Annotated in this window: 23 protein-coding genes; 11 read left to right on the top strand and 12 right to left on the bottom strand. The window is 50.2% G+C overall.

The features are described from left to right. Nucleotides 1–66: 66 nt before the first annotated feature. The 7 genes from HRU10_12075 to HRU10_12045 form a co-directional block, all read right to left on the bottom strand. Nucleotides 67–603: a class I SAM-dependent methyltransferase gene (locus HRU10_12075; GenBank protein ID NRA27971.1), complete on the bottom strand. Its 537-nt coding sequence runs from the start codon at nt 601–603 to the stop codon at nt 67–69. Between the two features lie 693 nt (nt 604–1296). After that, nucleotides 1297–3006, bottom strand: coding sequence for an NADPH-dependent assimilatory sulfite reductase hemoprotein subunit (locus HRU10_12070; GenBank protein ID NRA27970.1), 1710 nt, complete (start codon nt 3004–3006; stop codon nt 1297–1299). A 104-nt stretch (nt 3007–3110) separates the two neighbouring features. Continuing rightward, nucleotides 3111–3590, bottom strand: a complete 480-nt coding sequence (locus HRU10_12065) for a 2-C-methyl-D-erythritol 2,4-cyclodiphosphate synthase (GenBank protein NRA27969.1) — start codon at nt 3588–3590, stop codon at nt 3111–3113. A gap of 8 nt (nt 3591–3598) precedes the next feature. Further along, the gene (gene ispD, locus HRU10_12060) at nt 3599–4339 is read right to left on the bottom strand and encodes a 2-C-methyl-D-erythritol 4-phosphate cytidylyltransferase (protein ID NRA27968.1); all 741 of its coding nucleotides are present in this window, start codon (nt 4337–4339) and stop codon (nt 3599–3601) included. Between the two features lie 4 nt (nt 4340–4343). Then, a complete protein-coding gene (gene pyrF, locus HRU10_12055; GenBank protein ID NRA27967.1) occupies nt 4344–5066 on the bottom strand; it encodes an orotidine-5'-phosphate decarboxylase in 723 nt (240 codons plus the stop codon). A 77-nt stretch (nt 5067–5143) separates the two neighbouring features. Next, nucleotides 5144–6877, bottom strand: coding sequence for a 4-hydroxy-3-methylbut-2-enyl diphosphate reductase (ispH, locus tag HRU10_12050; protein ID NRA27966.1), 1734 nt, complete (start codon nt 6875–6877; stop codon nt 5144–5146). Nucleotides 6878–6916: 39 nt separating this feature from the next. Next, nucleotides 6917–8140, bottom strand: a complete 1224-nt coding sequence (locus tag HRU10_12045; protein ID NRA27965.1) for an alanine--glyoxylate aminotransferase family protein — start codon at nt 8138–8140, stop codon at nt 6917–6919. Nucleotides 8141–8255: 115 nt separating this feature from the next. Here HRU10_12045 and uraD point away from each other — a divergent pair, with 115 nt between their 5' ends. From uraD to HRU10_12010, 7 genes are all read left to right on the top strand, one after another. Continuing rightward, nucleotides 8256–8771: a 2-oxo-4-hydroxy-4-carboxy-5-ureidoimidazoline decarboxylase gene (gene uraD, locus HRU10_12040; GenBank protein NRA27964.1), complete on the top strand. Its 516-nt coding sequence runs from the start codon at nt 8256–8258 to the stop codon at nt 8769–8771. A gap of 16 nt (nt 8772–8787) precedes the next feature. Beyond that, complete coding sequence (gene uraH / locus HRU10_12035) at nt 8788–9141, top strand: hydroxyisourate hydrolase (GenBank protein ID NRA27963.1); 354 nt, start codon at nt 8788–8790, stop codon at nt 9139–9141. Beyond that, nucleotides 9142–10398, top strand: coding sequence for an allantoate amidohydrolase (locus HRU10_12030; GenBank protein ID NRA27962.1), 1257 nt, complete (start codon nt 9142–9144; stop codon nt 10396–10398). Between the two features lie 39 nt (nt 10399–10437). Continuing rightward, entirely contained in the window at nt 10438–11304 is an 867-nt protein-coding gene (gene yaeI, locus HRU10_12025; GenBank protein ID NRA27961.1) for a phosphodiesterase YaeI, read from the top strand. Continuing rightward, entirely contained in the window at nt 11294–12628 is a 1335-nt protein-coding gene (allB, locus tag HRU10_12020; GenBank protein ID NRA27960.1) for an allantoinase AllB, read from the top strand. Before yaeI ends, allB begins: the two co-directional genes overlap by 11 nt. A gap of 325 nt (nt 12629–12953) precedes the next feature. Continuing rightward, nucleotides 12954–14357, top strand: a complete 1404-nt coding sequence (gene argH / locus HRU10_12015) for an argininosuccinate lyase (GenBank protein ID NRA27959.1) — start codon at nt 12954–12956, stop codon at nt 14355–14357. 101 nt (nt 14358–14458) lie between these two features. Then, the gene (locus HRU10_12010; protein NRA27958.1) at nt 14459–15745 is read left to right on the top strand and encodes an MFS transporter; all 1287 of its coding nucleotides are present in this window, start codon (nt 14459–14461) and stop codon (nt 15743–15745) included. Here HRU10_12010 and HRU10_12005 read toward each other — a convergent pair. Further along, entirely contained in the window at nt 15742–15954 is a 213-nt protein-coding gene (locus tag HRU10_12005; protein NRA27957.1) for a hypothetical protein, read from the bottom strand. The genes HRU10_12010 and HRU10_12005 overlap by 4 nt on opposite strands. A gap of 249 nt (nt 15955–16203) precedes the next feature. Between HRU10_12005 and HRU10_12000 the strand changes: the two genes are divergently transcribed. The 3 genes from HRU10_12000 (at nt 16204) to HRU10_11990 (ending at nt 19458) form a co-directional block, all read left to right on the top strand. After that, the gene (locus tag HRU10_12000; protein NRA27956.1) at nt 16204–17160 is read left to right on the top strand and encodes a serine/threonine protein kinase; all 957 of its coding nucleotides are present in this window, start codon (nt 16204–16206) and stop codon (nt 17158–17160) included. 60 nt (nt 17161–17220) lie between these two features. Continuing rightward, nucleotides 17221–18675, top strand: a complete 1455-nt coding sequence (gene rpoN / locus HRU10_11995; protein ID NRA27955.1) for an RNA polymerase factor sigma-54 — start codon at nt 17221–17223, stop codon at nt 18673–18675. Nucleotides 18676–18825: 150 nt separating this feature from the next. Next, nucleotides 18826–19458, top strand: a complete 633-nt coding sequence (locus tag HRU10_11990; protein ID NRA27954.1) for a hypothetical protein — start codon at nt 18826–18828, stop codon at nt 19456–19458. Here HRU10_11990 and HRU10_11985 read toward each other — a convergent pair. Beyond that, nucleotides 19455–20309 (bottom strand): alpha/beta fold hydrolase, encoded by an 855-nt coding sequence (locus HRU10_11985; GenBank protein NRA27953.1) that lies wholly within the window; start codon nt 20307–20309, stop codon nt 19455–19457. The genes HRU10_11990 and HRU10_11985 overlap by 4 nt on opposite strands. Nucleotides 20310–20329: 20 nt before the next feature. Here HRU10_11985 and HRU10_11980 point away from each other — a divergent pair, with 20 nt between their 5' ends. Next, nucleotides 20330–20800 (top strand): GNAT family N-acetyltransferase, encoded by a 471-nt coding sequence (locus HRU10_11980; GenBank protein ID NRA27952.1) that lies wholly within the window; start codon nt 20330–20332, stop codon nt 20798–20800. A 499-nt stretch (nt 20801–21299) separates the two neighbouring features. Here HRU10_11980 and HRU10_11975 read toward each other — a convergent pair whose 3' ends face one another. The 3 genes from HRU10_11975 to HRU10_11965 form a co-directional block, all read right to left on the bottom strand. Then, entirely contained in the window at nt 21300–22169 is an 870-nt protein-coding gene (locus HRU10_11975; protein ID NRA27951.1) for a hypothetical protein, read from the bottom strand. 37 nt (nt 22170–22206) lie between these two features. Further along, nucleotides 22207–24684 (bottom strand): Ig-like domain-containing protein, encoded by a 2478-nt coding sequence (locus HRU10_11970; protein NRA27950.1) that lies wholly within the window; start codon nt 24682–24684, stop codon nt 22207–22209. Continuing rightward, a partial coding sequence (locus HRU10_11965; GenBank protein ID NRA27949.1) for an Ig-like domain-containing protein occupies nt 24659–25645 on the bottom strand: 987 nt, incomplete at its 5' end. The genes HRU10_11965 and HRU10_11970, both read right to left, overlap by 26 nt.

The following is a 25645-nucleotide window of genomic DNA, read 5'->3' as shown; positions in this document are numbered from 1 at the left end:
GGTGTAGGTGTCTTTGTTAGCGTTTTCCATGATGAGAAGGGATCAGATTCTGTGCCGCCTTCTCATTCATTCTTGTTTGATGCGGATAACTCCAAGCTTACCTTCAACTATATCAAATTGAATTTTTTTGGATTCACAAAATTCTTCCAGAGCCGATCTCGATCCATCATAGACATGATTTTTTGCACAATCATCAACAACGATAACACCGCCTCGTCTAATCATCTTATCATGAATACAATTAAGAGCTGCTAGGGTCGGTTTGTATAAGTCAACGTCGATTAATGCAAAGCAAACATGGTTTTTGTCTCCAAGGATTAAGTCCAGCTCCTCAACATCTCCTTTTATTGATCTAACTCTAGAAATAGAATTTTGTTTCATTGTAGAATCAAACCATTCTTTTGAGTTAACTGTGAACTTATTCAATCCCCGGATATCCTCTTTGCTTGTTTTGTTCCGCTCTTTTTTTTCAACTTCAATGGAAGATTTAGTAAATCCCTCAAAAGTATCAATTGCGATATAGGAGCCTGCGTAGTTTAAACAATCAAGGTGCTTATTCAAAAACACTGTAGTATATCCACGATAGCAACCGATCTCGAGGATATCACCATCTACCTAAATGGCTTCGGTAAGAAGACTTGTAAGTATGCAATATTGAGAAGGCGTAAAAGCATACCTATATTTATAAAGAACTAAATGCCGAAAAGGTGAATAATAAAATAAGCTCCTTACGATTCTATCTAAGAGTAATTCAAATTTGGAATTTGTCATTTTCTATCTTATCATCAAGCGTTACGGAATTAGTGCGGAGAGGGAAGATCTTTCTGATCTAGAACTAAATCTTTTATCCCCCTGCTCCGAAAACGCACCGCGCACTAGAAACAGTCGCAGTTAATTCCCCACCCACTCGTTTTGCTCTCAGAGGCGCATCTAAATGTCTAGAAATCTCAAAAAATAAATTTTTGATGGGTGTTCACAATGAGTCGCCTATTATGCATTCCCTACCCTCGCCTGCTCTTCTACGTCAACGGATTCGCTATTTCACACAAGGAGCCGTTATCGGATCTAAACAGTTCGTTGAAAAACATGTTGCTGAATGGACAGATAGAATGGGTGATCGTAGGATACGAGTGCCTAAGGCTATGAATGGCGAGGCATTGAACGGTCCGACAAGCTTTAGGAATCTACGGAGGCTTTAGTTCACCAATAATAGGCGAGCTAGGGCTCGGCTTTTAAAGCTCCTTCTCTTTCAGGAAACCGATGAAGGTTCAGATCATTTTTCCAAGAAGGAAGGAATTAGTCGTGAAAATCAGTACGAGCTACTTTGACGGGGGCCACCACGCCAGCGCGGATTAGAAAATCGCCAAAATGCTCTTCGGACTCTTTCTCTGCGGCGAAGCGGCCAAAGAGTGGTTTCACAACTTCAACGATCTCGTCTTCGCTAGCTGACTCTTTGACAAGCTTGCTCATGCGGGATCCGTCAAATGCTGCTCCAAGATAGAGATTATAGCGATTGGGTGCTTTTCCGACCAAGCCGATCTCGGCCATGAAGGGACGTGCACAACCGTTGGGACACCCTGTCATGCGAATCACTATGGGTTCGTCTTTCAGGCCTACTTGCTCAAGCTCGCTTTCAAGACGTGTCACCAGCTCTGGCAAGTAGCGCTGAGACTCGGCCAGAGCCAGTCCACATGTCGGCAGCGCGACACAAGCCATTGAGTTGAGACGGATGCCGCTTTTGACATAGGTATCATCCAGGCCGTTTTCAGAAAGGATTGCCTCGATCTGTCCCCGCATCGCCGGATCAATGTTGGCGATAATCATATTCTGGTTCGCGGTGAGGCGGAAGTCGCCAGTATGGATTTTCGCTACCTCACGTAAGGCAGTTTTGATCTTGAGGTCCCCAAAGTCATTCACACGGCCGTTCTCAATGAACAAAGTGAGGTTTTGCTTACCATCGGGGCCTTCGACCCATCCGTAGCGGTCCCCCATGGAGTCGAAGCTGTAGTCGCGCGCTGGCTGCATCTTGAAATCAAGGTAGCCCTCCACCTTGTCACGAATCCAATCAACGCCATGGTCATCTACAGTGTATTTGAAACGAGCGTGGGTCCGGTCGGCACGCTGACCATGATCGCGCTGCACCTTGACTACTGCCTCAGCGACAGCCACCGCCTGGTCTACAGTGCAAAAACCCATAACATCAGCCAATCGCGGGTAGGTCGCCTTCTTGCCATGGGTCGTACCCATGCCGCCCCCGACGGTGACATTAAAGCCTACAAGCCTACCGTCCTCGACGATAGCGATATAACCTAAGCAATGCGCGAAGACATCGACGTCATTACTCGGCGGAATAGCCATGGCTATTTTAAATTTCCTAGGCAGGTAAGTCTTTCCGTAAATGGGCTCTACCTCTTCTTCGCTGGACTCTACCTTTTCTCCATCGAGCCAAATTTCATGGTAGGCTCCGGTTTGTGGAGTTAGATGGGCAGAAATGTCTGAAGCCACTTTCAACGCGTCGGCATGCAACTCAGACTGGTGAGGATTTGGATTACACATGACGTTGCGATTCACATCGCCACAGGCAGCAATGGTGTCCATCGCCGCCTTGTTAATACCCTGCATCGTGGTCTTGAGGTTGTGCTTAAGAACGCCGTGCACTTGATAGGCCTGGCGCGTAGTCAGTTTGAGCGTGCCATTACAATAGGTGTCGCAGAGATGGTCCATTGCGAGGTATTGCTCTGAGGTCGATACTCCGCCCGGGACACGCACACGAATCATAAAAGAAAAGAGCTTCTCTAGTCTTTGCTTTCGACGCTCATTTCTCAAATCCCGATCATCCTGCTGATAAATACCATGAAATTTTAGCAACTGCGTATCATCGTCCGCAACTTGGCCCGTAAGCGAGTCGGACAGCCCTTCGAGGATAGTACCACGCAGATAATTGCTATCTGTTTTAATATACTCGTTCTTGTGAAGCTTCTTGGGCGCGTCTGCGTCTGAGATCATGATTTGCAGGGTGTTTGAGACATATTGTCTTATGGGAGACAGTATAGACTACCTAGACGAACCTCCTTTACAAGGCTAATGGGATCTGGGCATGCGACTATAAGCTACTTGAGTAGTAGGCAACAGACCGCGTGTGCAGCCATTCCCAGCCTCTGACCGAGGTCGTCTAACTCTTCGTTGGAGGTCGCCTTGATTCCAATTTGACCCGGCTCGATCCCAAGGGTGTCAGACAACGCCGTCTTCATTTGTTCACGAAAGGGGCCAATGCGTGGAGCTTCTGCAATGAGCGTGCAATCGATATTGCCAATGTAATATCCAAGCGCATCCACTTCTTCTCGCGCCTTGGCTAAGATTTTCTGTGAATCGATGCCTCGGATGGTCGGATCACTGGGAGGAAAATAGTGACCAATATCTGGAAGACCTGCTCCGCCGAGCACCGCGTCCGCGATTGCGTGGGTCATGACATCTGCGTCTGAGTGCCCAGCCAAGCCAATGGAACCAGGAATCTTCACACCGGCCAAGACTAAAGGGCGGTCGCGCTCAATGCGATGGATGTCGTAGCCGAATCCAATTCTAATGGGCAAAGGGGCAGTCATTCCTCTAGTTTTTTCAAATCTGTGATGTCGACGGGGTGTTCTATTAGGTATTCGGCATATCCGAGATCCTGTGGCACGGTAATCTTTGGATTGGGATAGGGATTTTCGACAATCGAAACACGTATGCCGCGGTTGGAAACAGCCGCAGTATCATCCGTGATGACTTCCTGATTCAACCTCACTTCGCGATAGGCCTCGAAAATGGTCTCATATTTGAACGCCTGTGGGGTTTCCATCGCCCAAAGGCGATTACGCTGCATGTCCTTGAGATCAAGGCGTCGACGACCGCGGCTACGCCGTGGGGTCTGTTTTATCGTATCTGTCACTCGATGGGCGAGCACGGCTGCTCTATCCCGGATTGCAGCCATGATGAGATCTTCGATGATTTCGGTTCGAACCAGTGGCCGAGCACAGTCATGGATGAGCACAATTTCGGTAGCTATAGTCAGTATTTCGAGGCCATTAAATACCGAGTGTTGTCGTTCGTCACCTCCTTGAATCCATTCAACGGCATAAGGCATGGGAGAAAGCGCTTCGAGGCATGCCAATAATTCGCAGCGCTGATCTTCATCGCGATACACGACGACGATGCGGTCGAGGTCATTTACTTTCGAAAAAGCCTCCAGGCTATATGAAAACACAGGTTTCCCCGCGATCTTGGCCAATAGTTTATCATCGACTACACCGCGCATGCGGCTTCCCGAGCCAGCGGCTAGAAAAATAGCAGCGTGTCCCATTAAACTACTGAATTGCCAGGCTCATCTCTTCCTGAATGCCTTTAACGGCCGCTACAGGATCGGCCGCCTTGGTAATAGGTCGACCCACTACAAGAGCACTAGCTCCGGCTTGAACTGCCTCCGCGGGCGTCATCGTGCGCTTCTGATCGCCCATATCGCCCCCCGCTGGGCGCACCCCAGGTGTCACTAGAAACGGGTTCTTACCAAATTCCTGGCGTAAATTCCTCAGCTCCAAAGGTGAACATACTAGGCCTGGCATGCCCGCTTCTAAGGCCAAACTAGCCAGGCGCTCCACATGGGCGTCAGGCGCGTTGGTAATCCCCGTCTCAGCCAGGCCTTTTCGATCCATGGATGTCAAGACCGTCACTCCGAGGAGCCGGAGATCAGGAGCAAGTTCCTGTTGTATATCTAAGGCACGCTGCATCATTTCCAATCCACCTGAAGCATGGAGAGTGAGCATACTAATTGGCAAAGACGACAGGCTACGTACCGCACCAGCAACGGTGTTCGGTATATCGTGGAGCTTTAAATCCAGAAATATCTTGAAGCCCGCAGCTCCAACCTCACGCACAAGGCCCGGGCCATTCAGGCAAAAGCTCTGAAGGCCAATTTTTACCCAGGGCACAGATTGAGGGGTGACACTTTTCAAGAAACCAAGGAGCTCGTCACGCGACGGATAGTCTAGAGCAACGATACAAGGAATGGGGCTTGGGTTCACAGGCGGCATAGGTTTCCTAGATGGAGGATGACGCTGAGAACTCAAGCTTAGGGGTGAGAAAGTGTCGAGTGAGTGACATGCAAAGACTAATTTAGAGCATCAATCACCGCCTCGACGGGCTTGAGTGAACGCTCTTTGCCAATAATCTGGTTCACCTTGAAAATGACCTGCTGGATGATTCCGTCCGGACAGGATGCTCCTCCGGTGACAAGGATACGGACTGGGCCATCGATATGGCTCCAATCGAATGGACAATCATAGCTAGTGCCTTGCTTGGGATCGCCCGGATTCTGCGGAAACGCATAGTGGCTCACAAAATCCTCAGAGACATTTTCTTCGTTTTGAATAAAATAGGCCCGTTCCCCAAGATACTCAGCGCACATACGGTAAAGCTGATAGGTGTTTGAGCTATTCTTTCCCCCGACAACAAAGGCAAAATCTACCTCAGCCTGGATCGCCGTCCCGAGTGCATCTTGATTTACTTGCGTGGCATAGCAGAGCGTATCTCCCTGTCCGCGCCCGGCGATACGCTCTTTGGTCTCTTCCTCGCCGTAGAGATTTACCAGGGTATGGTGCAACAGGTTAATGATGTATAGAGTCTCATTGCGTAGTAGCGTGGTTTGATTCACGACTGCAATGCGCTCTAAATCGACGTTTACATCAAAGCCCTCGGTGCATCGATCGCGGAACGGCTCGAAAAGCTTTTGTTTTCGCCCCAGATCTGTTGTCTGCATCACCTCTGCTAAAATCTGAGCTTCCTTGCGGTCGCGGATAATCACGCTCGGCCCGCAGTGAGCTGCATGGGAAAATGTTGCTTTTGTCTCCTCGTGTTCAGCTTTGCCGTGAACAATCACAGTGTAGCCACTCTCAGCGAAACGGGAGGCCGCCTTCCACACTTTTTCTACCAACATGCACGTGGCATCATACTCATTTAATGGTAGACCCAAAGCGATCAACCGGCGCTTATCTTCACGCGTTGCACCAAAAGCCGGAATGACGACCACGTCCTCTTCTGATAAGGTATCCCAATAAGGCTTACCTGTCTCAGGATCCAATACTGCCTTTCCCTTATCGGACTGTAAATATAACAAACCCCTGCGGCGTAAATCCTGATTTACAAACGGATTATGTATCAATTCGCTCAGCATGAATACACGCTGTTCAGGGTGCTTACTCAAGGTTTCATAGGCACGCTCAATTGCATTTTGCACCCCGAGACAAAATCCAAAGTGGCTAGGGATAACATAAGCCACAGATCCAAAATCTAAAACAGCAGGCTCGGACGCGGAATTTTCCTTCTTGCGTCGTACTTGCTTTATGAGGAAGCAGAGCTTACTCTGGTAAAGTTTCGCCGAATCCCCGTCGATGCGGTAAGCATCACGATTGCGACTAGCTTCTGTTCGGAATCGGTAAATGAAGTCATGGCGTCCGAAATTGATATATGGGACCTCGTCCAAGCTCGCATTAATCAACTCAAGATATTCACCCACCTCACTAGCATACCTATCCGGCGTAGACGCAAGGATATCGCTTAGACTTTGGAATGAAAGGACTTTAAGCCGCTTGCCCGTTAAAGTATCACGCTCGGCATCAGGCTCATCAAAACGAGCGAAACCTAGTCCTGTCTGTTCATCAGCTACGTGAAGACGTAAATCGTTTAAGGCCCGCCACGCTTCGCGGCGGTCCTGTTTACAATTCAGTTCAGTTGCATCCCAAAATCCCCATACAGCTGCTGCATCATTCCAATGAAGAATGATGCGATTTTGCCAGTTAAACAGGACAACTGTAGAAACCGGGAGCGTCGCTGAAGAAGTTGCCATCGAAGTTACCACAAAGCCAGAGGCAGACCGAGGCAACGATCAAGCGTTGCGATAGATCTCATGGGCAGCCATCACGCCATCATTTTCCACAGTAAAGCCATGAATACGTAGCGCCGAAGTCAGTGCAGAAAGCGTCTGGAGGATGAATTCTTTGCGACAGTTATAGCCCATATTGCCGATGCGCCAAATCTTGCCATGCAAGGGGCCAAACGAAGTCCCAATCTCGATTCCAAAATCGTCGAGCATCGTCTCGCGCAGCGCCTCACCGTCGACTTCCTCTGGGATGTAGACTCCAGTTACATTCAGCATCTTATTCGAAAGATCGCCAAAAAGGCGTAAGCCCATCGCCTGAAGTCCAGCGACCATGGCATCGCTGCCTAAGCGGTGGCGCTCGACCACGTTTTCAAGGCCTTCTTGCAGAGTAATCCGTGCACACTCCCGTGCACAATAAAGCATCGAAGTGGCTTCGGTGTGATGGTTGAGCCCAGTGTCCCAGTAAGCACAGATCTGTGCTAAATCTAAATAATTACTTTGGATGCGGCTACCCGATCCCGCAACGAATCCCTCGGGCTGGATTCCCTTTTCCACGTGCCAGCGGTCGCGGATGACCGCATAAGCTTTTTCGCTCAATGTGATGGGCGCCGACCCTGAAGGGCCATTCAGGCATTTTTGCAATCCCACTGAAACTGCGTCGAGTTCCCAAGCGTCGACGGGAAGAGGATTTCCCACAATCGATGCCGTCGCATCGACATAAACGAGCGCATCATACTTATGGGCTATTTTACCAATTTGATCGAGCGGCTGGCACATGGTAGTCGACGTGTCTCCCTGGCAGATTGCCACCAGTTTAGGTCGATGCTCGGCGATCGCGGTCTCAAGTTTCTCATTAGAAAACACGGTCCCCCACTCGGCATCAATCCGACGGACATCCGCACCGCAGCGCGAGGAGATTTCGCTGAGAAGCAAGCCAAAGCGCCCAAAACTCGGAACCAAGACCACATCGCCTGGTTCGATCAGGGATACCAAACATGCTTCAATTGCGGCGCGTGAAGTTCCGTCGATGAGCAGCGTCCATTTATTATCCGTCTCAAAAATCTGTCGATACAGCACCTGCACCTCGTTCATGTTTTCCCTAAAGGCCGGATCGTATTGGCCAAGGAGTTGGGCTGACATGGCCCGCAGGACGCGCGGATCCGCATTGATAGGGCCGGGCCCCATCATAAGCCGAGGGGGCGGATTGATCTGATCGAAGATTTCACTCATGGAAGATATATTAAGGGGTCGGAATTCAGAAACCGGTCAATTCACAAAGCAAGTTGATTGCTCAGAGCAAAAATCTCGCGTGGTATAAGAGTGGCTTTAATAAGCATTACAGATCATGCTTATTTCACTTCAATTGCTCAACGCAGCCGCACCGGAGTCTTTCACTGAGGCGCTCAGCGGAATCTTTGAACACTCGCCTTGGATTCCCCAACGCGCCTCTCAGTCGGTGCCATTCGAAAGCTTCGATGCGCTCTACGACACACTCTGCACGGTGGTTGACGATGCGGAGGAAGCCGAGCAACTCAAACTGATTCGCGCCCACCCCGACTTGTCCGGCAAGCTTGCAGTGGCGGGTAAGTTGACCGAGCATTCCACCGAAGAGCAGCAATCGGCACGACTGGATCAACTGAGTCCCGAACGGTTTGAAGAAATCAACGCGATGAACGACGCCTACAAAGCGAGATTCGCCTTCCCATTCATCATTTGCGTTAAAGACCACACTCAGGATTCAATCTTTGAAAATTTCCGAGAACGCCTCAGAAACGATATTAGTACAGAACTGACAGCGGCGCTCACACAAATCAAACGTATCGGATGGCATCGTTTGACTGGAACTGTTGTCCAATCCTGATTTAAGCACAAAAGCTATGGGTAAACTCAGCACACACATTCTCGATACATACCACGGCACACCGGCCGGCGGCGTCTCGGTGGAACTTTGGATACTTGGCGGACAAGAAGACATGCAGCTCAAGACGCTCATCACTAATACGGATGGACGCACTGACGGACTTCTTCTCGATGCCGAAGAAATGGCTCCAGGCCGCTACGAACTGGTTTTTCACATCGGAGACTATTTTCGAGATCGAGGCGTATCTAACGGCAATCCCGGCTTCCTCGATATTATCCCGATACGCTTCGGCATCGATGATGTGACACAGGGCTATCATGTTCCTTTACTCGTCTCCCCATGGAGCTACAGCACGTATCGCGGAAGCTGAGTGAGTGCTGAACAGACAGACCCTATCAGCCCGGCAATTATCCAGCGCCTGTGCGACCGTATCGAACTGTTGTCTAGCATCAGCGAGGATCAACACCAACTCACACGGCCCTTTCTTTCACCTTCGATGCGAAGTGTGAACCGGGTAGTCTCGTCATGGATGAGCGATGCGGGAGGTGCTGTGTGGGAAGATGCTCTTGGCAATCTTCATGGACGATGGGAATCCGATAAGGCAGGAGCAAAGACCCTTTACATGGGTTCTCACCTCGACACGGTGCGGAATGCTGGGAAATACGACGGGCCTCTTGGGTTCTTGATGGCGCTGAGTGTTGTCGAGGCCTGCGTCGAGCAGTCTATAGCGCTACCCTTCGCGATCGAGATCATCGCATTTTCCGATGAAGAAGGACTCCGTTTCCAAACGGCATATTTGGGCAGTTCTTTCATCGCTGGAACGCTCGATGAGAAAATTTTAGACAAAAAAGACGCACAGGGAAAAACTATAGCCGAGGCCATTGAGGACTGGGGATATGACGCTGCTGAGGCGATTAGAACCATGCGACCACCCGAAAATGCATTGGGCTATATCGAAGCACACATTGAACAAGGACCCGTCTTGGAAGGGCTGGATGTTCCCGCGGGTGTTGTTTCTGCAATCGCAGCACAAAAACGACTACGCATCCGCTGGACTGGCAAAGCTGACCACGCAGGCACGACGCCCATGGACCTGCGTCAAGACGCTCTGGCGGGCGCAGCAGAACTGGTTTCAGTCATTGAGAAAACGGGACAAAGAATAGACCGACTCAGGGCGACTGTGGGGAGCCTCCTCGTAGAACCAGGTGCCAGCAACGTCATCCCATCTGCGGTCATTATGACACTCGATATCCGGCATCCGAATGACGAAATCCTCGAAGAAGCAACAGACTTTCTCCACGGGCAAGCAATGGAGATCGCTCGGATTCGCGGCCTATCGATGAGCTGGGACTACATGATGCAAACGGCTGCCGTGCAGATGGACGATAGCCTGAGTGCATGTCTCGGTGAGGCCGTTAAAACACATCAGGATCAGGCGCCGTTTCTTTTCAGCGGAGCCGGTCATGATGCTGCAGCGATGTCCGCAGCGATGCCCGTTGCGATGCTGTTCGTACGCTGTCGTGAAGGCCTGAGCCACAATCCCGACGAATACGTTGAACGGTCCGATTGTGAAGCAGCTACAAAAATTCTCTTTCAAGCTATAAATAACCTAAGAACCTCTGGCTGAGCCTAACTTTCTCGCGAAAAGCATCGAAGTTATAGGATTATGAAACTGCGCATGACACGGCGTTCACTTTTAGGAGGGCTATTAGCTGCTGGATGCTTACCTGCATCTGTATACGCCTACATGAGACGTGAAGCAGAGGCAGTAGAGATCTCACGAAGGCAAATCCCTATCCGCGGAATCACAGGCCCAATAAAGGTCGTTCAGATCTCCGATACGCACATGTCGCCTGCTGTCTCTATCGATTACCTTCAACGTTGTTCGAGACTCGCTGTTGCTGAGAACCCCGATCTGATCTTTCTGACAGGTGACTATACCACCCAAGGTGCTCCTGACACCGATGCAGCGCAGTCCATTTTCACCCCACTAGCAAACGCTGCTCCGACCTACGCGGTCATTGGCAATCATGATTTCATCCCACTACCCGACAACCGCGTCGGCTTTGCGCCCATGCTCGCGTTGCTCACGAGCTGCGGCGTGCGCACACTCTTCAATGAAGCGACTGTGGTGTCTGTCCGGAATAGTCTTTTAAACCTTGTTGGGCTCGGTGATATTTGGTCGGGTACATGTCAGCCTCAGGATTGTTTAATCAGTAGAAATACTCCTGCAGCAGACATACCTACCGTTTTGTTATCACACAACCCAGATTCCAAAACTAGTGTGGCAGAATTCCAATGGGATCTGATGCTCTCAGGTCACACACATGGCGGGCAAATCCGGGTTCCATTCACTGAGATCCGACCGGTTTTGCCTCTTGCTGATCGGTCCATGGCGGAAGGAATCTACACATGGAACGAGCGTCTCATTTATATCAATCGGGGCGTGGGCAACCTACATGGCTTGCGCTTTAATTGCCCTCCTGAGATCAGCGTGATCGAACTCATTCCTCACACAGCCCATGCTTCTTAAACATGCCCAGATCCCGACGTCCAACGGATTACACCTTTGTGATATTATCATAAAAGGAGAAAAGATTGAGGCCGTCGACGCACACCTAACTTCTTCAGACCCAGCAATCGATCTAGAAGGAAAGATCGTTCTGCCCTCAGCGGTCGACGTACATGTGCACTTTAATGAACCGGGAAGAACCGATTGGGAAGGCTGGAGCACGGGCTCAACAGCAGCACTTTTTGGCGGAGTTGGGACAGTTTTTGAAATGCCCCTAAATGCACATCCACCCACGCTGAATGCGGCGGCGTTTGAGAGAAAAGCAGCTTTAGCAGCAAAGAAGTCCATAGTTGATTTCGGTTTATGGGGAGGCTGCACGCCCGAGAACCTAGACCAGATAGCATCTCTCGCAGAATCGGGAGTCATAGGCTTTAAGGCCTTTATGTCCAACAGCGGGATCGATGAGTTTCAAAACGTAGACCGTGCTTCCCTCCGTGAAGGCATGCAGCGTGTCGCCGAGACGGGAAAGATCTTGGCGCTTCACGCTGAAGATGAAGCCCTCTGCACCCAACTGGGTAAAGAAGCACGTGACGCAGGGCGTTTGGGCCCACAAGATTGGGTCGATAGCCGACCTGTTGAATCCGAGCTCAATGCGATCGCCGAAGCGATCGAACTGTATAAGGAGACCGGATGTCGCCTCCATATCGTCCATGTCAGCAATCGACCCGGTATCGACCTGATCAGCCAAGCGAAGGCTGAGGGCGTTGATATCTCAGCAGAGACTTGCCCGCACTACCTAGCGCTCGACCGCAATGATCTAGAAACACTCGGAGCAGTGGCCAAGTGTGCCCCGCCTCTGCGCGAAGCTGCAGTGGTCGCCGACCTGTGGCAAAGGGTCTGTGGCCCCGGTGTGGATAGCATAGGCTCAGATCATTCCCCCTGCCCGACTGCCATGAAAACTAACGTAGATAACTTCGCGGACGCCTGGGGGGGTATATCTGGTATCCAAAACCTACTTCATCCCCTGATCGATCGCGTGATTCAAAAAGCGGACTTGGGCTGGCAACGCCTAGTTGACCTAGTGGCCACCTACCCGGCACAGCGTTTCGGGCTCGGCGATCGAGGAAAAATTGAAGCCGGACTTTTGGCGGATCTCGTCATTGTCGACCCGTCTCAGAGCACACAGATTAGCACCGATTCGCTAAAGTATCGCCACAAGCACTCTCCCTATGTTGGAAAAACATTTGCTGGTAATATTTTCGCTGTTGTTCGGCGTGGGCACTGGCACGCCTTGACTGAAGATCATTTTTCAGGACCGCTCGGCAGCCTTGTCGGTGAATCGTGATCGTTGTCGTATTCGTCCAACTATGAAGACGCTCTAGTGCTCGTGTTTCAAAGTGGCGGTACGGGCTTGCCGTAACCGGCTGCCTCGGCGATGCGGCCCTACCTGAAGACATCAAATTGTAAATCATTCTTGAGGTAGCGCATTCAATCTCAGTGATAACGGGAGCCAATGGTCGACCAAAGCTTTGGCCTGCCCCATGGCAATCGCTCTCGCGATCACGCTACAAAACATCAGCACGTCGCGCACTTCGGGTAACACTCCGTATTTTTAATTTAAAAGTCTGCGATTGCGTTCACCACCCACGATCGGTGAATGTGCTGTGTCTATGGCCTCAAAAAACAAGCAAGCTACTTGGGGAGGACGCTTCTCCGACGGTCCTGCTGCATTGATGCAGAAATTTAGCGAGTCAGTGAGTTTTGACCGACGCCTGGCACCTTTCGATATCCAAGGCAGCCGCGCTCAAGCCAAGATGTTGGCTCATACTGGTATCATCAATGATGAAGAGCGCGATGCCATTATTACGGGTCTGGATGAAATTGAGCAGGAAATAGCGGGAGGAAATTTCTCATGGGATGAAAGCCTTGAAGATGTTCATATGAACATTGAGCAAGCGTTGACTGATCGGGTACCGGCAGCGGCAAAACTCCATACTGCGCGCAGTCGAAATGATCAGGTCGCAACTGACATGCGTCTCTTTTTCAAGGACGCCGCCGCTCAGCTCCAAGAGGCCATACGGGGCGCTCAGCGGGCCCTCCTCACTTTGGCGCGTAAGGGCGAAACAGTATACATTCCTGGCTATACACACTTACAGCGCGCCCAGCCCGTATCGATCGCACATCATATTTTGGCCTATGTCGAGATGCTAGATCGCGATGTGACTCGCTTTGCCGCCGTCTCGGATGAGGCAAATATCTGCCCCCTCGGGAGTGGCGCTATCGCTGGTACGACACTACCGATCGATCGCCTTTTCACGGCCAGGGAATTGAGTTTTGTTGGCTCAGACGGTGAACCAAGAGTGACCTCCAACAGCATGGATGCAGTCAGCGATCGAGATGTATTCATCTCATTTGCTCATGCCTGCTCTGTTTTCGGCGCCCATGTATCTCGGCTATCGGAAGATATGATCCTTTGGAGTTCGGCCGAATTTGGCTTTGTGCATTTACCGGACACATTCACCACGGGATCGAGTTTGATGCCCCAAAAGAAAAACCCGGATGCATTTGAGCTACTGCGCGGTAAAGTCGCCCAGCTCGGTGGAATCTATCAGACTTTGCTCACGCTCGTCAAAGGCCTACCCCTCACCTACAACCGTGACTTACAGGACGATAAGCCTCCAGTGTTTGCTGCCTTCGACTTGTGCATGACCGCATGCCACGTGCTTCAAGAAATGCTTCCGGGGATAGAACCAGTTCCAGGTAAGTGCACAGAGGCCGTCTCCGATCCACTACTACTGGCCACCGACGTGGTCGATTATCTCGTCCGGAAGGGCGTAGCCTTCCGCGAAGCTCATCACGTGGTCGGTGCACTGGTCGCACTCTCTGAAAAATCCAACACTGCACTCCCGGAACTCCCCCTAGATAAAATCCAGAATATCAGTCATCAACTTGGTGCGGACTGGGTCGAATGCTTCGACATTGCGGGTGCCTTAGCAAGACGTGAGGAACCGGGCATGCCTGGCCCCGAGCAGACGCGCAGTCGCTTCGATTACTGGTCTCATCGCCTTGCCTAGATGTTTGGAGAGGACTTTCCCTGAACCAAGCAAACGACAGCCTATCTCCATATAAAGCAGGATTTTTCTTCAGCTTTTTTAATGCCTTCACCTGGCTGGTTGTGCTTGGCACTCCCATGGTTTTGCTTACTGAAGAACTCGGGGCATCGCCGTTCGTAGTCGGTCTTTGTTACTCCTTTGTATTCTTACTCGCGCCCTTTCAGATACTCGCGACAGCCCTGCTCCACATTCTGGGCTATAAGCGTCAGACCATCTTTTTTTGGAGCCTGCGCGGTTTGTGTATCATTCCGATTCTATGGATCGCTTTTTCCCAACCAGAGCGCGGCGATCCTGTAGCTATTTGGACCCTGGTGATCGCTTTATTTTTCTTCACGATATTCCGGTCAATCGGCGCGGCTGCCCCGATCCCTTGGCTCTACGACCTCATTCCTGAGAGAGTGCGTGGCCGCTACTTTGCGACCGATCTCGCTATCGTTGGTTTCTGCGGTGTGTTCACACTCATTCTGTGCGCAGCGGCTTTCTTATATTTAGACACGTTTACGGCGATTCAGTCACAGTTTCTCTTCGCAATTGCTGGCAGCTTTATCGCCGTGTTTGCTATTTCGCGGCTGCCATCAGTGCCTCATCCAGAACCCAATAGTATCGGGCACATACTCAAAGCTGCCCCACGTTTATTTACGGAAAACCGAGCATTTAGAAATTACACGACCCTCAGCGTCATCGTAACTGCTGTGAACGCCGCCGCTTATCCATTCTTTGCATTTTACCTAAAGCGTAATGCGGGCTTTGACCAGGTGCCCATCCTCTACTTTGCAGCAATTCAGTCCTTCGGCGGCTATTTGGGAGCGCTTGTTGTGAGAAGCTGGATTGATCGTGTCAGTGTGAGATACGCATTCATCGTATCTCTCGTTTTACACATCATCAATTATACCTATTGGATTTCGGTTTTGGTCGGATTCGAAGGGTTACTCTTTCTCTGTCCCTTTATGTTTTTCCTAATCGGTGGTGCAGGTAGTTTTTATCATGCGGCCCACAATAAGCATATGCCTCAGCTCACGGATCGAGGTAGCCGACCGCTGTCAGTCGCCCTCATAACTACAAGCATTGGCTTCGGCACCGGCATCTTTGCTTCAGGCCTGGGTTTTGTACTGAAAGACAAAGATGGGGCTTTCTCGGATGGCCGTTTCCTAATTTATCTCGGCTTCGCGCTGTTGGTTCAGGTCGTCCTGATCATTGCCTACAAAAAGATGGAAGATCAGAACCGAGATGCCGAACCCCTGGTCGCTATCACGGGCTGGCTTCGACCCTTCCGCGGACTATTTTCTTTTGGACTACCGCTGCAGCGGAGCGGAGCCGAGGAGAAAGATCACAACCATGCAAAAGACTAGGTTTTCTTCCGCGATGCATGAATCGCTACAGCGGTTGCAACGAACAAGAGCGATGACAGCAAGATCGCCATACCATTTTCCACGGATGGAAAAAATCGTTGAATAAACGGTTCGATGATTCCGCCCAAACCAGGCAAACGCCGCAATAAATCAGCAATCACAATTGCAAATCCACTAATCCCAAAGCCGGCCACGACCCAGATTAGCATGTTGAACCCGGTCTTATTCGAGGAAGATGCCATGAATCTAAAGGGCTGAAATTCCGCCATTAAGGCAAATGGCGATGCAAATTTTTCTGAATCCTAGGCTAGTCTGGACGATGTCCACACTACCAACGAATACGTCAGTTTGGTGCGCTTAGCAGATTTCATGCACAGTTAAGAAATCTCTCCTTGCCGCAGCCGATCAAACCCTCAAAACTTCCACCTGTGCCGCAGCTAAAGCATATATTCAGCGAGATGCATTACCAGATCACCCGCACCATCGCAGAGGGTGGCATGGGCGTGGTCTACGAAGCGCTGCAACGCGGCTCAGGCGGCTTTAAAAAGAAGATAGCCATCAAGATTATCCGCGAGGAATACTCCCAATTTGAGGAGTTCCAAAACAACTTTATCGGTGAGGCCAAGCTAGTCGCAGACCTGATCCATACAAACATCGTCCAAACTTACCACCTTGGTGAGATCAACAGACAGTATTACATGACGATGGAGTATGTGAACGGGATCAATCTTGAGGAGTTTCTTGAGAAACACACAAATACGGGTCAGCGTGTCCCCGTGGATCTCGCAGTTTTTATCGCGTCACGCATTTGCCGTGGGCTGGCCTATGCGCACGTAAAGAGAGATTCTGAGGGCCGTCTCCTCGGGATTGTGCATCGCGATGTGAATCCCAAAAATATCATGATCGCTCAAGAAGGTGATGTAAAACTGACTGATTTCGGAATAGCTAAGGCTCTGGACCTCATGTATAATGAAGAAGGTGAGGTGATTGCTGGCAAAGACGAATACTTATCGCCAGAGCAAGCGAATCGAGAAGTCACCGACGCGCGGGCAGATCTCTTTGCTACTGCTATTGTCATGACAGAATGCCTGCTGGGTTATAACCTGTTTGAAGCAGATACTCCTGAGGAAACACGCGACAATATTTTAAATCTTAACATCCCCGACTTTCGATCCGTGCGGGCGGGTATCGACGATCGCCTCAACGACATCCTACACAGTGCTTTCAAGCGCGGCCGAGACGAGCGCTACCAATCTGCAAACGAGATGCTCACTGCCCTGGAAATGTATATGTATGGTGACGGTTATGGCCCGACTAACGAAAAACTCGCCATCTATCTCAAGGACCTACTCGGCAACTCGGGAGCCGAAGCCAGCGAACGCTGGAAAAAAGGCATCACTCCCGGCCTGAACTAATTTTACCCTCCCCAAGACCCTGCGGCTTATCTCTCTCTCCATCCCATGACATCTATTTGAATGAGCCAAGGCTTTCAACAGGTACAAAAACAGACTCAGTCTCTCATCCTGGCGCCTCAACTGCGCCACTCGCTGAAAATTCTTCAGGCTCCTGCACTCGAGCTGCGTAATTCCATCCTCGAGGAGCTGCAGTCCAATCCCATCCTCGAAGAAATGCCCATGGATGGGACGAGTCTCGAGGCAAATGGATCTTCAAACGAAACCGAATCTTCGCGCGACGATACTGGGAGCAATGACGAGGAGATGGATTTTGGTGGAGACTACGAAATGCTGCACAAGTTGAACGAGGACTGGAAAGAATATTTCGCCCAGGAATCGAGCAACAACGTTTATAGCTCCGAAGACGCCCAGAAGCGCCAACATATGTTCGATTCCCTCGTTGCGGAGACATCACTGCAACAGCATCTGATGGATCAAGCCCAGATAATGGAGTTAGAGCCCGAGATGTCAGAAGCGATCGAATATCTCATTGGTTCCTTAGATGATAAAGGCTTTCTCACCACCAAGCCTGCCGACATCGCACTCATTGCCAATCTGCCTTTCCGGCCAGTCATGCAGGCCCATGAGATCCTTAAGGGATTCGATCCACCCGGGATAGCCTGCCTCGACCTTCAAGACAGCTTACTCCAGCAGCTCAAGCTCAAGGGCCGCGGAGAATCGCTAGCGTCGAAAATTATCAAGAAACACTACCCGCTCCTCCTGAGACGACGCATCCCTGAGATGGCGCGCAAGCTGAGTGCAACGGTAGACGAAATTCATAATGCCATCCAGGAGATCGCAGACCTTAACCCCACACCTGCCAGCCGATTCACTGAAGACAACAACCGAGTCATCAGCCCCGATGTGCGCGTAGAGAAAAACGATGATGAATGGCAAATTATCTTAAATTCGGACTACATTCCTCGGCTCAGGTTGAACAATACCTACAAGGAAATGATCGCCCAGGGTAAGATCAATTCGAAGGAAAAGGAGTATATTCAGGACAAAATCCGTTCAGGGAAATTTCTGATTAATTCTATAGACCAACGCCAACGCACCATCGAGCGCATCACCCGAGAAATTTTGAAATTCCAAGCCGAATTTTTTGAGGAAGGTGTCTCCAAGCTGAAACCATTGACCATGAATCAAGTGGCGCAAGAAGTTGGCGTGCACGAGACCACTGTCAGCCGTGCTATAGCGAACAAATACATCGAAACCCCATTTGGGATTTTCGACTTCAAATATTTCTTTACCTCGGGTTATCAATCAGCAGACGGCTCTTCTGTCTCGAACACCAGTATCAAAGACATCATAGCCCATTTGATCGAAAATGAAGACCCGCGAAAACCCCTCAGCGACCAAGAAGTCGTCAACATCCTGGCTAAGCGAAATTTGAAAATCGCCCGGCGCACTGCCGCGAAATATCGCGAAGAAATGGGCATTCTGCCCACAAATCTTCGTCGGCAATATAGCTGATATATTGGGATGGTTTTTTAGGGCAGGCATACTCAACCGGCTAGAGAATGATAGATTAATCCAAAGATGTGCATTGGAAAATCGGCCCCCTATCTCTGAGCGCTAGCCTCTGCTATTATTCTCTAATGCTCCCCCTTACTACAAACACCCATGCCTGAATGGCCACACCAGTGGACTCTCGTCGTCGATGCTTCCCAACCTGAAGTCTTCGTGGGATTGATGGAAGGAACGCTATGGCGGAGCATGGTTTCCAGCACCGAACCAGCGTTGAACACTATCTTCACGCTGTCGGACCAACTTTTATCTGAGGCTGCTTTATCAGTGGAGAAGTTGGATGCATGCATCCACTGCCGCGGCCCCGGATCGACCTTAGGAATTCGCCTGGGTGCAATGGCGCTGCGCACCTGGATCAGCCAATACCCAGACATGAAGGTGTATAGCTATACCTCACTCGAGCTCATGCGTGCGGCACTTCGGGAGACACACGCCCTGCCATTCTCCGTCATCACAGATTGGAAAAAAGGACAATGGCATCGACTGGACCATGATGGCGACGCGATCCGAACTGCGACGACCGACGTACTGCAGGATACCGAGAAAATTTTCTATCTTCCACAGCGAAAAAATTGGCAACCGTTACCGACCCCACACGAAAAGATAGAATATCAGCCAGAAAGTCTCACGAAACACCTCAGCTCGGTTTTAGAAAAATCAGCTGATCCAACTGTGTTCCAACACAGTGAACCCAGTTTCCCAAAATGGATACCCAAACGGCACCGCTAGCCATCCAAGAAGCAGCCGACCGCATCCAAGAATGGAACTTTGGCGTCTACGTGGATATTGTGACCTGAATCGGAAAAAGTAACCATTTCTGAGGCGGGGAAGTGTTCTTTTATTAACTCAGCATCATCACCGACAACAAAGTTTGCCTGCCCCCCGACGAGGAACAAGGCCTTTCCAAGATATTGACTCTCTGCGTCCAACGGAGACCCGGCGATCTGCTCCATACACCGATCCAAAGCCGTAAGATTTACCTGCCAATTCAAGGAACCTGTGGCGCTATTGCGGACAAGATTCGTCAAAATGAATTGGCGCAATGCCCAATCATTGACGCCAAATTGGTCGAGAAATCCTTCTGCTTCTTTACGCGATTTCAGCGTATCCATGGGCATCGCGAGCATGGCGTTCATTTCCACGCGATGATGTCCCATATATTTACGTGGAGCGATGTCTGCGACGATCAAGCTCTGAATTCGCTCAGGAGACTCGGTAGCCAAACGCATCGCAACCTTACCTCCCATGCTATGCCCAAGTATATGGAATCGATTGATCCATTGTCGGTCCGCCCAAGATAGGATATCCTCCGCCATCTCGCGGTATCCCATCGATGCTGTATGGCCAGACTTACCGTGATTGCGCAAATCGACACAATAAACGGTATTCTGCTCTGCCAAACTGCGCGCGACGGAAGTCCAATTCCTCGAAGAGCCCAACAGCCCATGAAGGATAACGAGCGGCTCGGACCGATTCGGCCCTTCGAAGTGTTGATGATAAAGATTCACGCCAGCATTCATGCATTCAAACTCGAAAGGAATACCGACAAAATACCAGTCTTTTCCATTGCTGGAGGTCATCAAACGATTTTGCTGAGCGCATGGAGATCCGACTCGCACAAGCTGGCGACACACCCCTCATTCTTAAATTCATCCGTGGTCTGGCGGAATATGAAAAACTTGAAGACCAGGTGGTTGCAACTGAGGAAGCTCTTATGGCGACCCTCTTCGGCGAAACCAAATATGCCGAGGTCCTCCTTGCATTCGAAGCACAAGAGCCCGCCGGATTTGCGCTGTTCTTCCACAACTATTCCACATTTCTCGCACAACCTGGAATTTACCTGGAAGATCTATTTGTAGACCCAAAATTCCGAGGAAAGGGAATCGGCAAAGCGCTTATCGTCGAAATTGTGCGGATCACTAAGGAAAGAAACTGCGGCCGTATCGATTGGGCTGCCCTTGACTGGAATACGCCAGCGCACGACTTTTACCTGTCTCTCGAAGCAACGAAGCAATTCGAATGGATACCCTTCCGTCTCACCGCAGACAAGTTTGATAAGCTCCTGAAATAGAATCAAAACCATCCCATAAGAATTCGAATTTTCGCTGAACCACAGAGAACACGGGTTTGCACAGGTTAGGGTTTGGGAACTGGGTGATCGAATACCCATCTAGCATATGGGGTAACTTCGCCATTCTGACAGACGCAGTCTGGGCCTCAGGAGCCGCCACTTTGCTCGACTTTGTCGGGTGAAGATACCCTCATTAAAATATCTGATCGTAACACATCTGTGTTCATCTGTGATTAAAAAATTGAACCACAGATTAGACCGGGATTATGCCGTGGGAGCGTGAAAATAAATGCATGATGTCAGACGCGGAAAAAGTTTAATAAGCACTTAAAGCGCACCCATCTGGTACGTCGGAGGTTTCTGATAGACTTTGTAGCACGGCTGGTCGTGCCTCAGTTGCCGCCAACTATGGCATAATCTGGGTCTAAATCTTTGTTATTAGTGAAGATCTGAAAATTCTTGCGTAGTTTGCAGACAGAACTTGTGAAATAGACTGACTTCACCCGACACCGCCATAGCGCGAGGCCGCATCTCGGCTAGCCTTTTCCATCTCAAGCTCCTTCATCAGTTCGATGAGAGCCCGTCCGTCTGGAGCAATCGATTCTGGAAGATCTACACCCAGTGAGAGATGAAGCCGCGTAAGCTGGAGGTTTCTCTCCAGCAGCTCATTGGATTCGGAAACAATCATTTGAAAACGTGGCGGTTTCAATCGCCCGGAGTTCTGAAGAATATTCTGTAGATTGCCGTAACTGTTGAGCCATTTCGCTGCGGTTTTGGGGCCGACGCCGGGGATACCCTGAATATTATCAGACGAGTCTCCAACCAGGGCGAGATAGTCCGCAATTTGATCGGGTCGGACTCCAAACTTCTCGGTGATCTTTTCCGAATTCATCATCCTCCACCCCAGACGAGGATTTGCGGTAGGGGGCGGATATAACTGAGAAATCGACGCATTCACCAACTGGCCCAAGTCCTTATCGGCACTGACTATGACAACCGCATCACCCCGGGCCGCAAACTTCTCTGCGAGCACGCCAATCACATCGTCCGCCTCACAGCCAGGAAGTGAAACCAGCGGAATACCCATATGAGGCGTTATTCTCTCCACCCAAGGTATTTGTTGCTCCAGCTCAGCAGGCGTCTCCGAACGGTTCGCCTTATAGTCTTCTTGAAGAGCCTCACGCTCATCAGCCCCAGCATCCATCGCACAAACGATACGATCAGGCGAGAACTGATCCTCAAGGGACCACAAAGTCCGCACCCAACCATGGAGCATTCCAGTAGGAAACCCATCTCCACGCTTCAAATCCGGCATCCCATAAAAAGAGCGAAAGATCAAATTATAACCATCGAGAATGAATATCTTCATAAATAAAAAGAGCACCGATTTCTCGGTGCTCTGAAAGTTAATCACGTTGATTTAGCAAACTCCAATCACCGGAGGTGAAATCATAATAAAACGAACTGTTCTCTCCCTTGTATACATAAAGCCATGCCTGCAAGCGCGATGACCAAATATAGGGATCAAACTCTTCGCTAAACCAAACCCATCCTAACCTTTCCGAATAATACCATGAAAGATTACTGGGGCCTTCATCATTATATAACCAGCCAAAATCTGTTGAGTAATACCATGGACGCCTGAACCAGAAGACCCCACCTAAAGAATCGCTCAATGCCCAACCACTTATTCCAAGGGTTTCGGTGGTTGCATCCACAGAACCTACGTCTACTGCAACACTCTCAAACCGAGATGTATAGCGCACATCACTCAGTATCCGGTCAATCGCTTCGTTTTGACTCAAAGACGAAAGCTCGAGAACCTCGTCCTCGGATACGCTCTCGCGAAACAAAAGAGACATCAACGTTGCCAAAGTTTCGGGATTTGATGTATCCGGAAGGTCTACCAAAAGCGGCTGGAGATCATTCCGATCAGCGCTTGCAAACGAAACAAGGAAAGAGCGTAAACCCTGAAGGCCATTGATTCGCAACACCCCTTGCGCTGTTTGACTTGCTGATGGCGACTTCCCATAACGAAATTCATAGTGACGCTGAACGGCATCCTCCAGAACATCGTAGTCCACACTCTCAAGACTTGCGGACACCAGGTCTCCGTAAAAGGCGATATAATCATCTCGCTCCAATAGATTAGTCGCGAGTTCTATGAGAATTTGATCCTGGTCGGCTTCAAATGATAACCCCCCACCGGATTCTCCAGGTGCAAAGACCGTAAGCTGATATGGGCCCGAGTCGGAGAGGAAAGCAGAGCCTGTCACTTGAACATAAAATACGCCTGGGGCTGGTAAGCCTGTCGCGACGAGATCCGTTCCAAAAATAAAGCCAGCAGGCCCTAAAATACCTGAAGCAAAGACGTTATTATTAGCATCTTGCACAGAGACATTCAAGAAAGCAGCCGTCAGTAAACGAACCGTAATCGTGTTGGCGGAGTTGAGTCGGAACTCAAAAGTATCAATATCGTCTGGTTCAAAGACGTCAGTAGGCGTGATATTTCCAGAAACGCCTTCATTGGTAGAAATACGAGTCGCTGTTGATAGCGTGTCACCATGATCGTCTGTTATGGCGGGGATCTCCCCCTCATTCTCTTCAAGGTCTGCTATCGCAGAAGCTAACTGAGGGGGTGAAGGCCATACATCTGTAATCGTTTTGTAGAGAACATGGCGCTCAACAATCCCAGGAAATTCAGCCAAGTTTATTAAGCTAATGATCACATCACTCCGAGAGGCTTCCCCAGAATCTAATTGTGCCGAGAATAGAGACACTACGTTGTCGCTTGCTTCGACACCGAATAAGTCAATGTAGCCCTGTTTCACGAAGTCCTGATTGTTACTTAGAGGGTCTAATATTTCGACTTCAGGAGCAGTAATGTCGACGCTGAGAAAGACGCGCTCACCCAAATTACCTACTTCATCGACTGCCACAGCCTCGAGGATAGCCGTGCCCACTCCGGCAGCTGTGTAATCTGCTCCATACGGAGGCTCGGTGAATTCTTCCAGCAATACCCCATTAGCGAAAATCTGAACTAGTGAAACGGATCCTTCCCGATCGAAGACATCGACAATAATCGGAACTGTCTCTCCCAACTCAAAACTGTTTTCAGCAGGAGATGGTGAAAGAAATACAACGAGGGGCCCAAGGTCTGGCTCGACTGTAACTGTCACCGCCTCGGATGTGGCACGCGCACCACTCTGGTCTTCGACGAGTGTGTAAAACACAAACTCTCCAGCCGAACTCGGAATATACTCGAGATCAAACGGCACATCAGATGATTGGCCCAGTGACACTCCATTAACGAAATACTCTACCGTCACTGCTCCGACAGAATTGGTCAGCCGCGTTCTTAAGTTTATAGGCCTTCCTGAGAAAATGACGTCGCCAGAACTAAGCGTAGCAAATTCGGCTATCAAGGGGTCGGATGCGACAACTCTGATCTGCGCGAAACTAAAGCCCGCTTGCGAAACACCCGATTCAATGACTCGAGCCGATATGTTAGATATGCCAACCGCTTTCGGCGTCCACGTTACCGAATAGGGTGGCGCATTCGTAACCCCGATAGAATCATCTCCGTCAAAATATTCCACGGACAGAGCATTACCACGAGCCGCGGCAACGCGTGAGGTCAACAATACCTCACTGCCACGTAAGACTTCGCTTTGAGTGACTGGTGTAAGAATTTCGATGAATGGAACTCCATCCGTAGACCCAGGGGTCTCACTGGCATTTACGGTTACAGAGACTAACGGAGACGTGGGACCAACAGGGATTCCTACTTCCGTCGCACGTGCTGTTATTTCAAAGGTCCCACTCGACACAGGCTGCCAATCCACCTGATACGGAAACTCAGTAGCCGTTTCCAAAAAACACATCGTTTACAAAGAAGTCAACTGTGATGCTATCTGCACTCGCTGAGCCAGAGGTCGTAACACTTGCAGTCAAAGGGATCGTCTCGCCTACGGGGAAAGTCAGACCTGCCGTAGGATTTGTTACGACAACTGTCGGCGTAGTTGGAGCCGTGCTAGGATCGATCGTCAGCGACACGGTTGAAGCAAATCCACGATCGCCAGAGGAGTCTGTCGCTATTGCTGTTATATCAAAGCTCCCAGTCGATGGGGCTACCCAGTCCAATGAAAACGGTGACTCCGAGACCACTCCGATAGACACGTTGTTCGCGAAATATTCTACCTGCGTGATTGCGTCGAACGAGTCTGTTACAGACGCAGTAATACCGATCGTTTCGTCCGCGCTAAATACATCACCTGTGGTCGGTGCCGTGATCGCTATTGTCGGCGCCGTGTTCGACTGTACTTGGAGCGTTGTCGGCTCGGAGGTTACAGCCACTCCACCAGAACTGGTTGCAACTGCGTAAAGCACAAACTCGCCAGAGGACACTGGGGTGAAACCCACCTCATAGGGGGGTTCCGTTGCGATTCCGAGACTCGCAGTGTTGAGGAAATATTCTACGCTTACGCTCCCTGTAACGTCCGTCAGCTGAGACCGCAAAATCGATTCTCTACCGGCGACTAAGACTTCGCCATTGAAAGGTGAGGTCACTTCGACACCCGGCACGACTCCACCGGAAACGATCACAGGTATGCTAATTGTTCCAGCATTGGGCTCACCCATTTCGGTTACTTCAACCTCTATCGTCTCGTCGCCTCCAACGCTCGGCGTCCAATCGATATAATAAGGGAATTCAGTCGAACGACCCACTTCAGTCGAATCGACAGTGTAGATTACCGTCAACGCCCAAACAATAAAAAAAAACGCACTCGCTGATAACCGGGTTGGCTCGTTCAAAGCAACGGTGCTTCCAGACGGGGGAGTGAT

The sequence above is a fragment of the Opitutales bacterium genome, from assembly GCA_013215165.1.
Lineage (GTDB): Bacteria > Verrucomicrobiota > Verrucomicrobiia > Opitutales > JABSRG01 > JABSRG01.
This window is presented reverse-complemented; position numbering and strand designations above follow the sequence as displayed.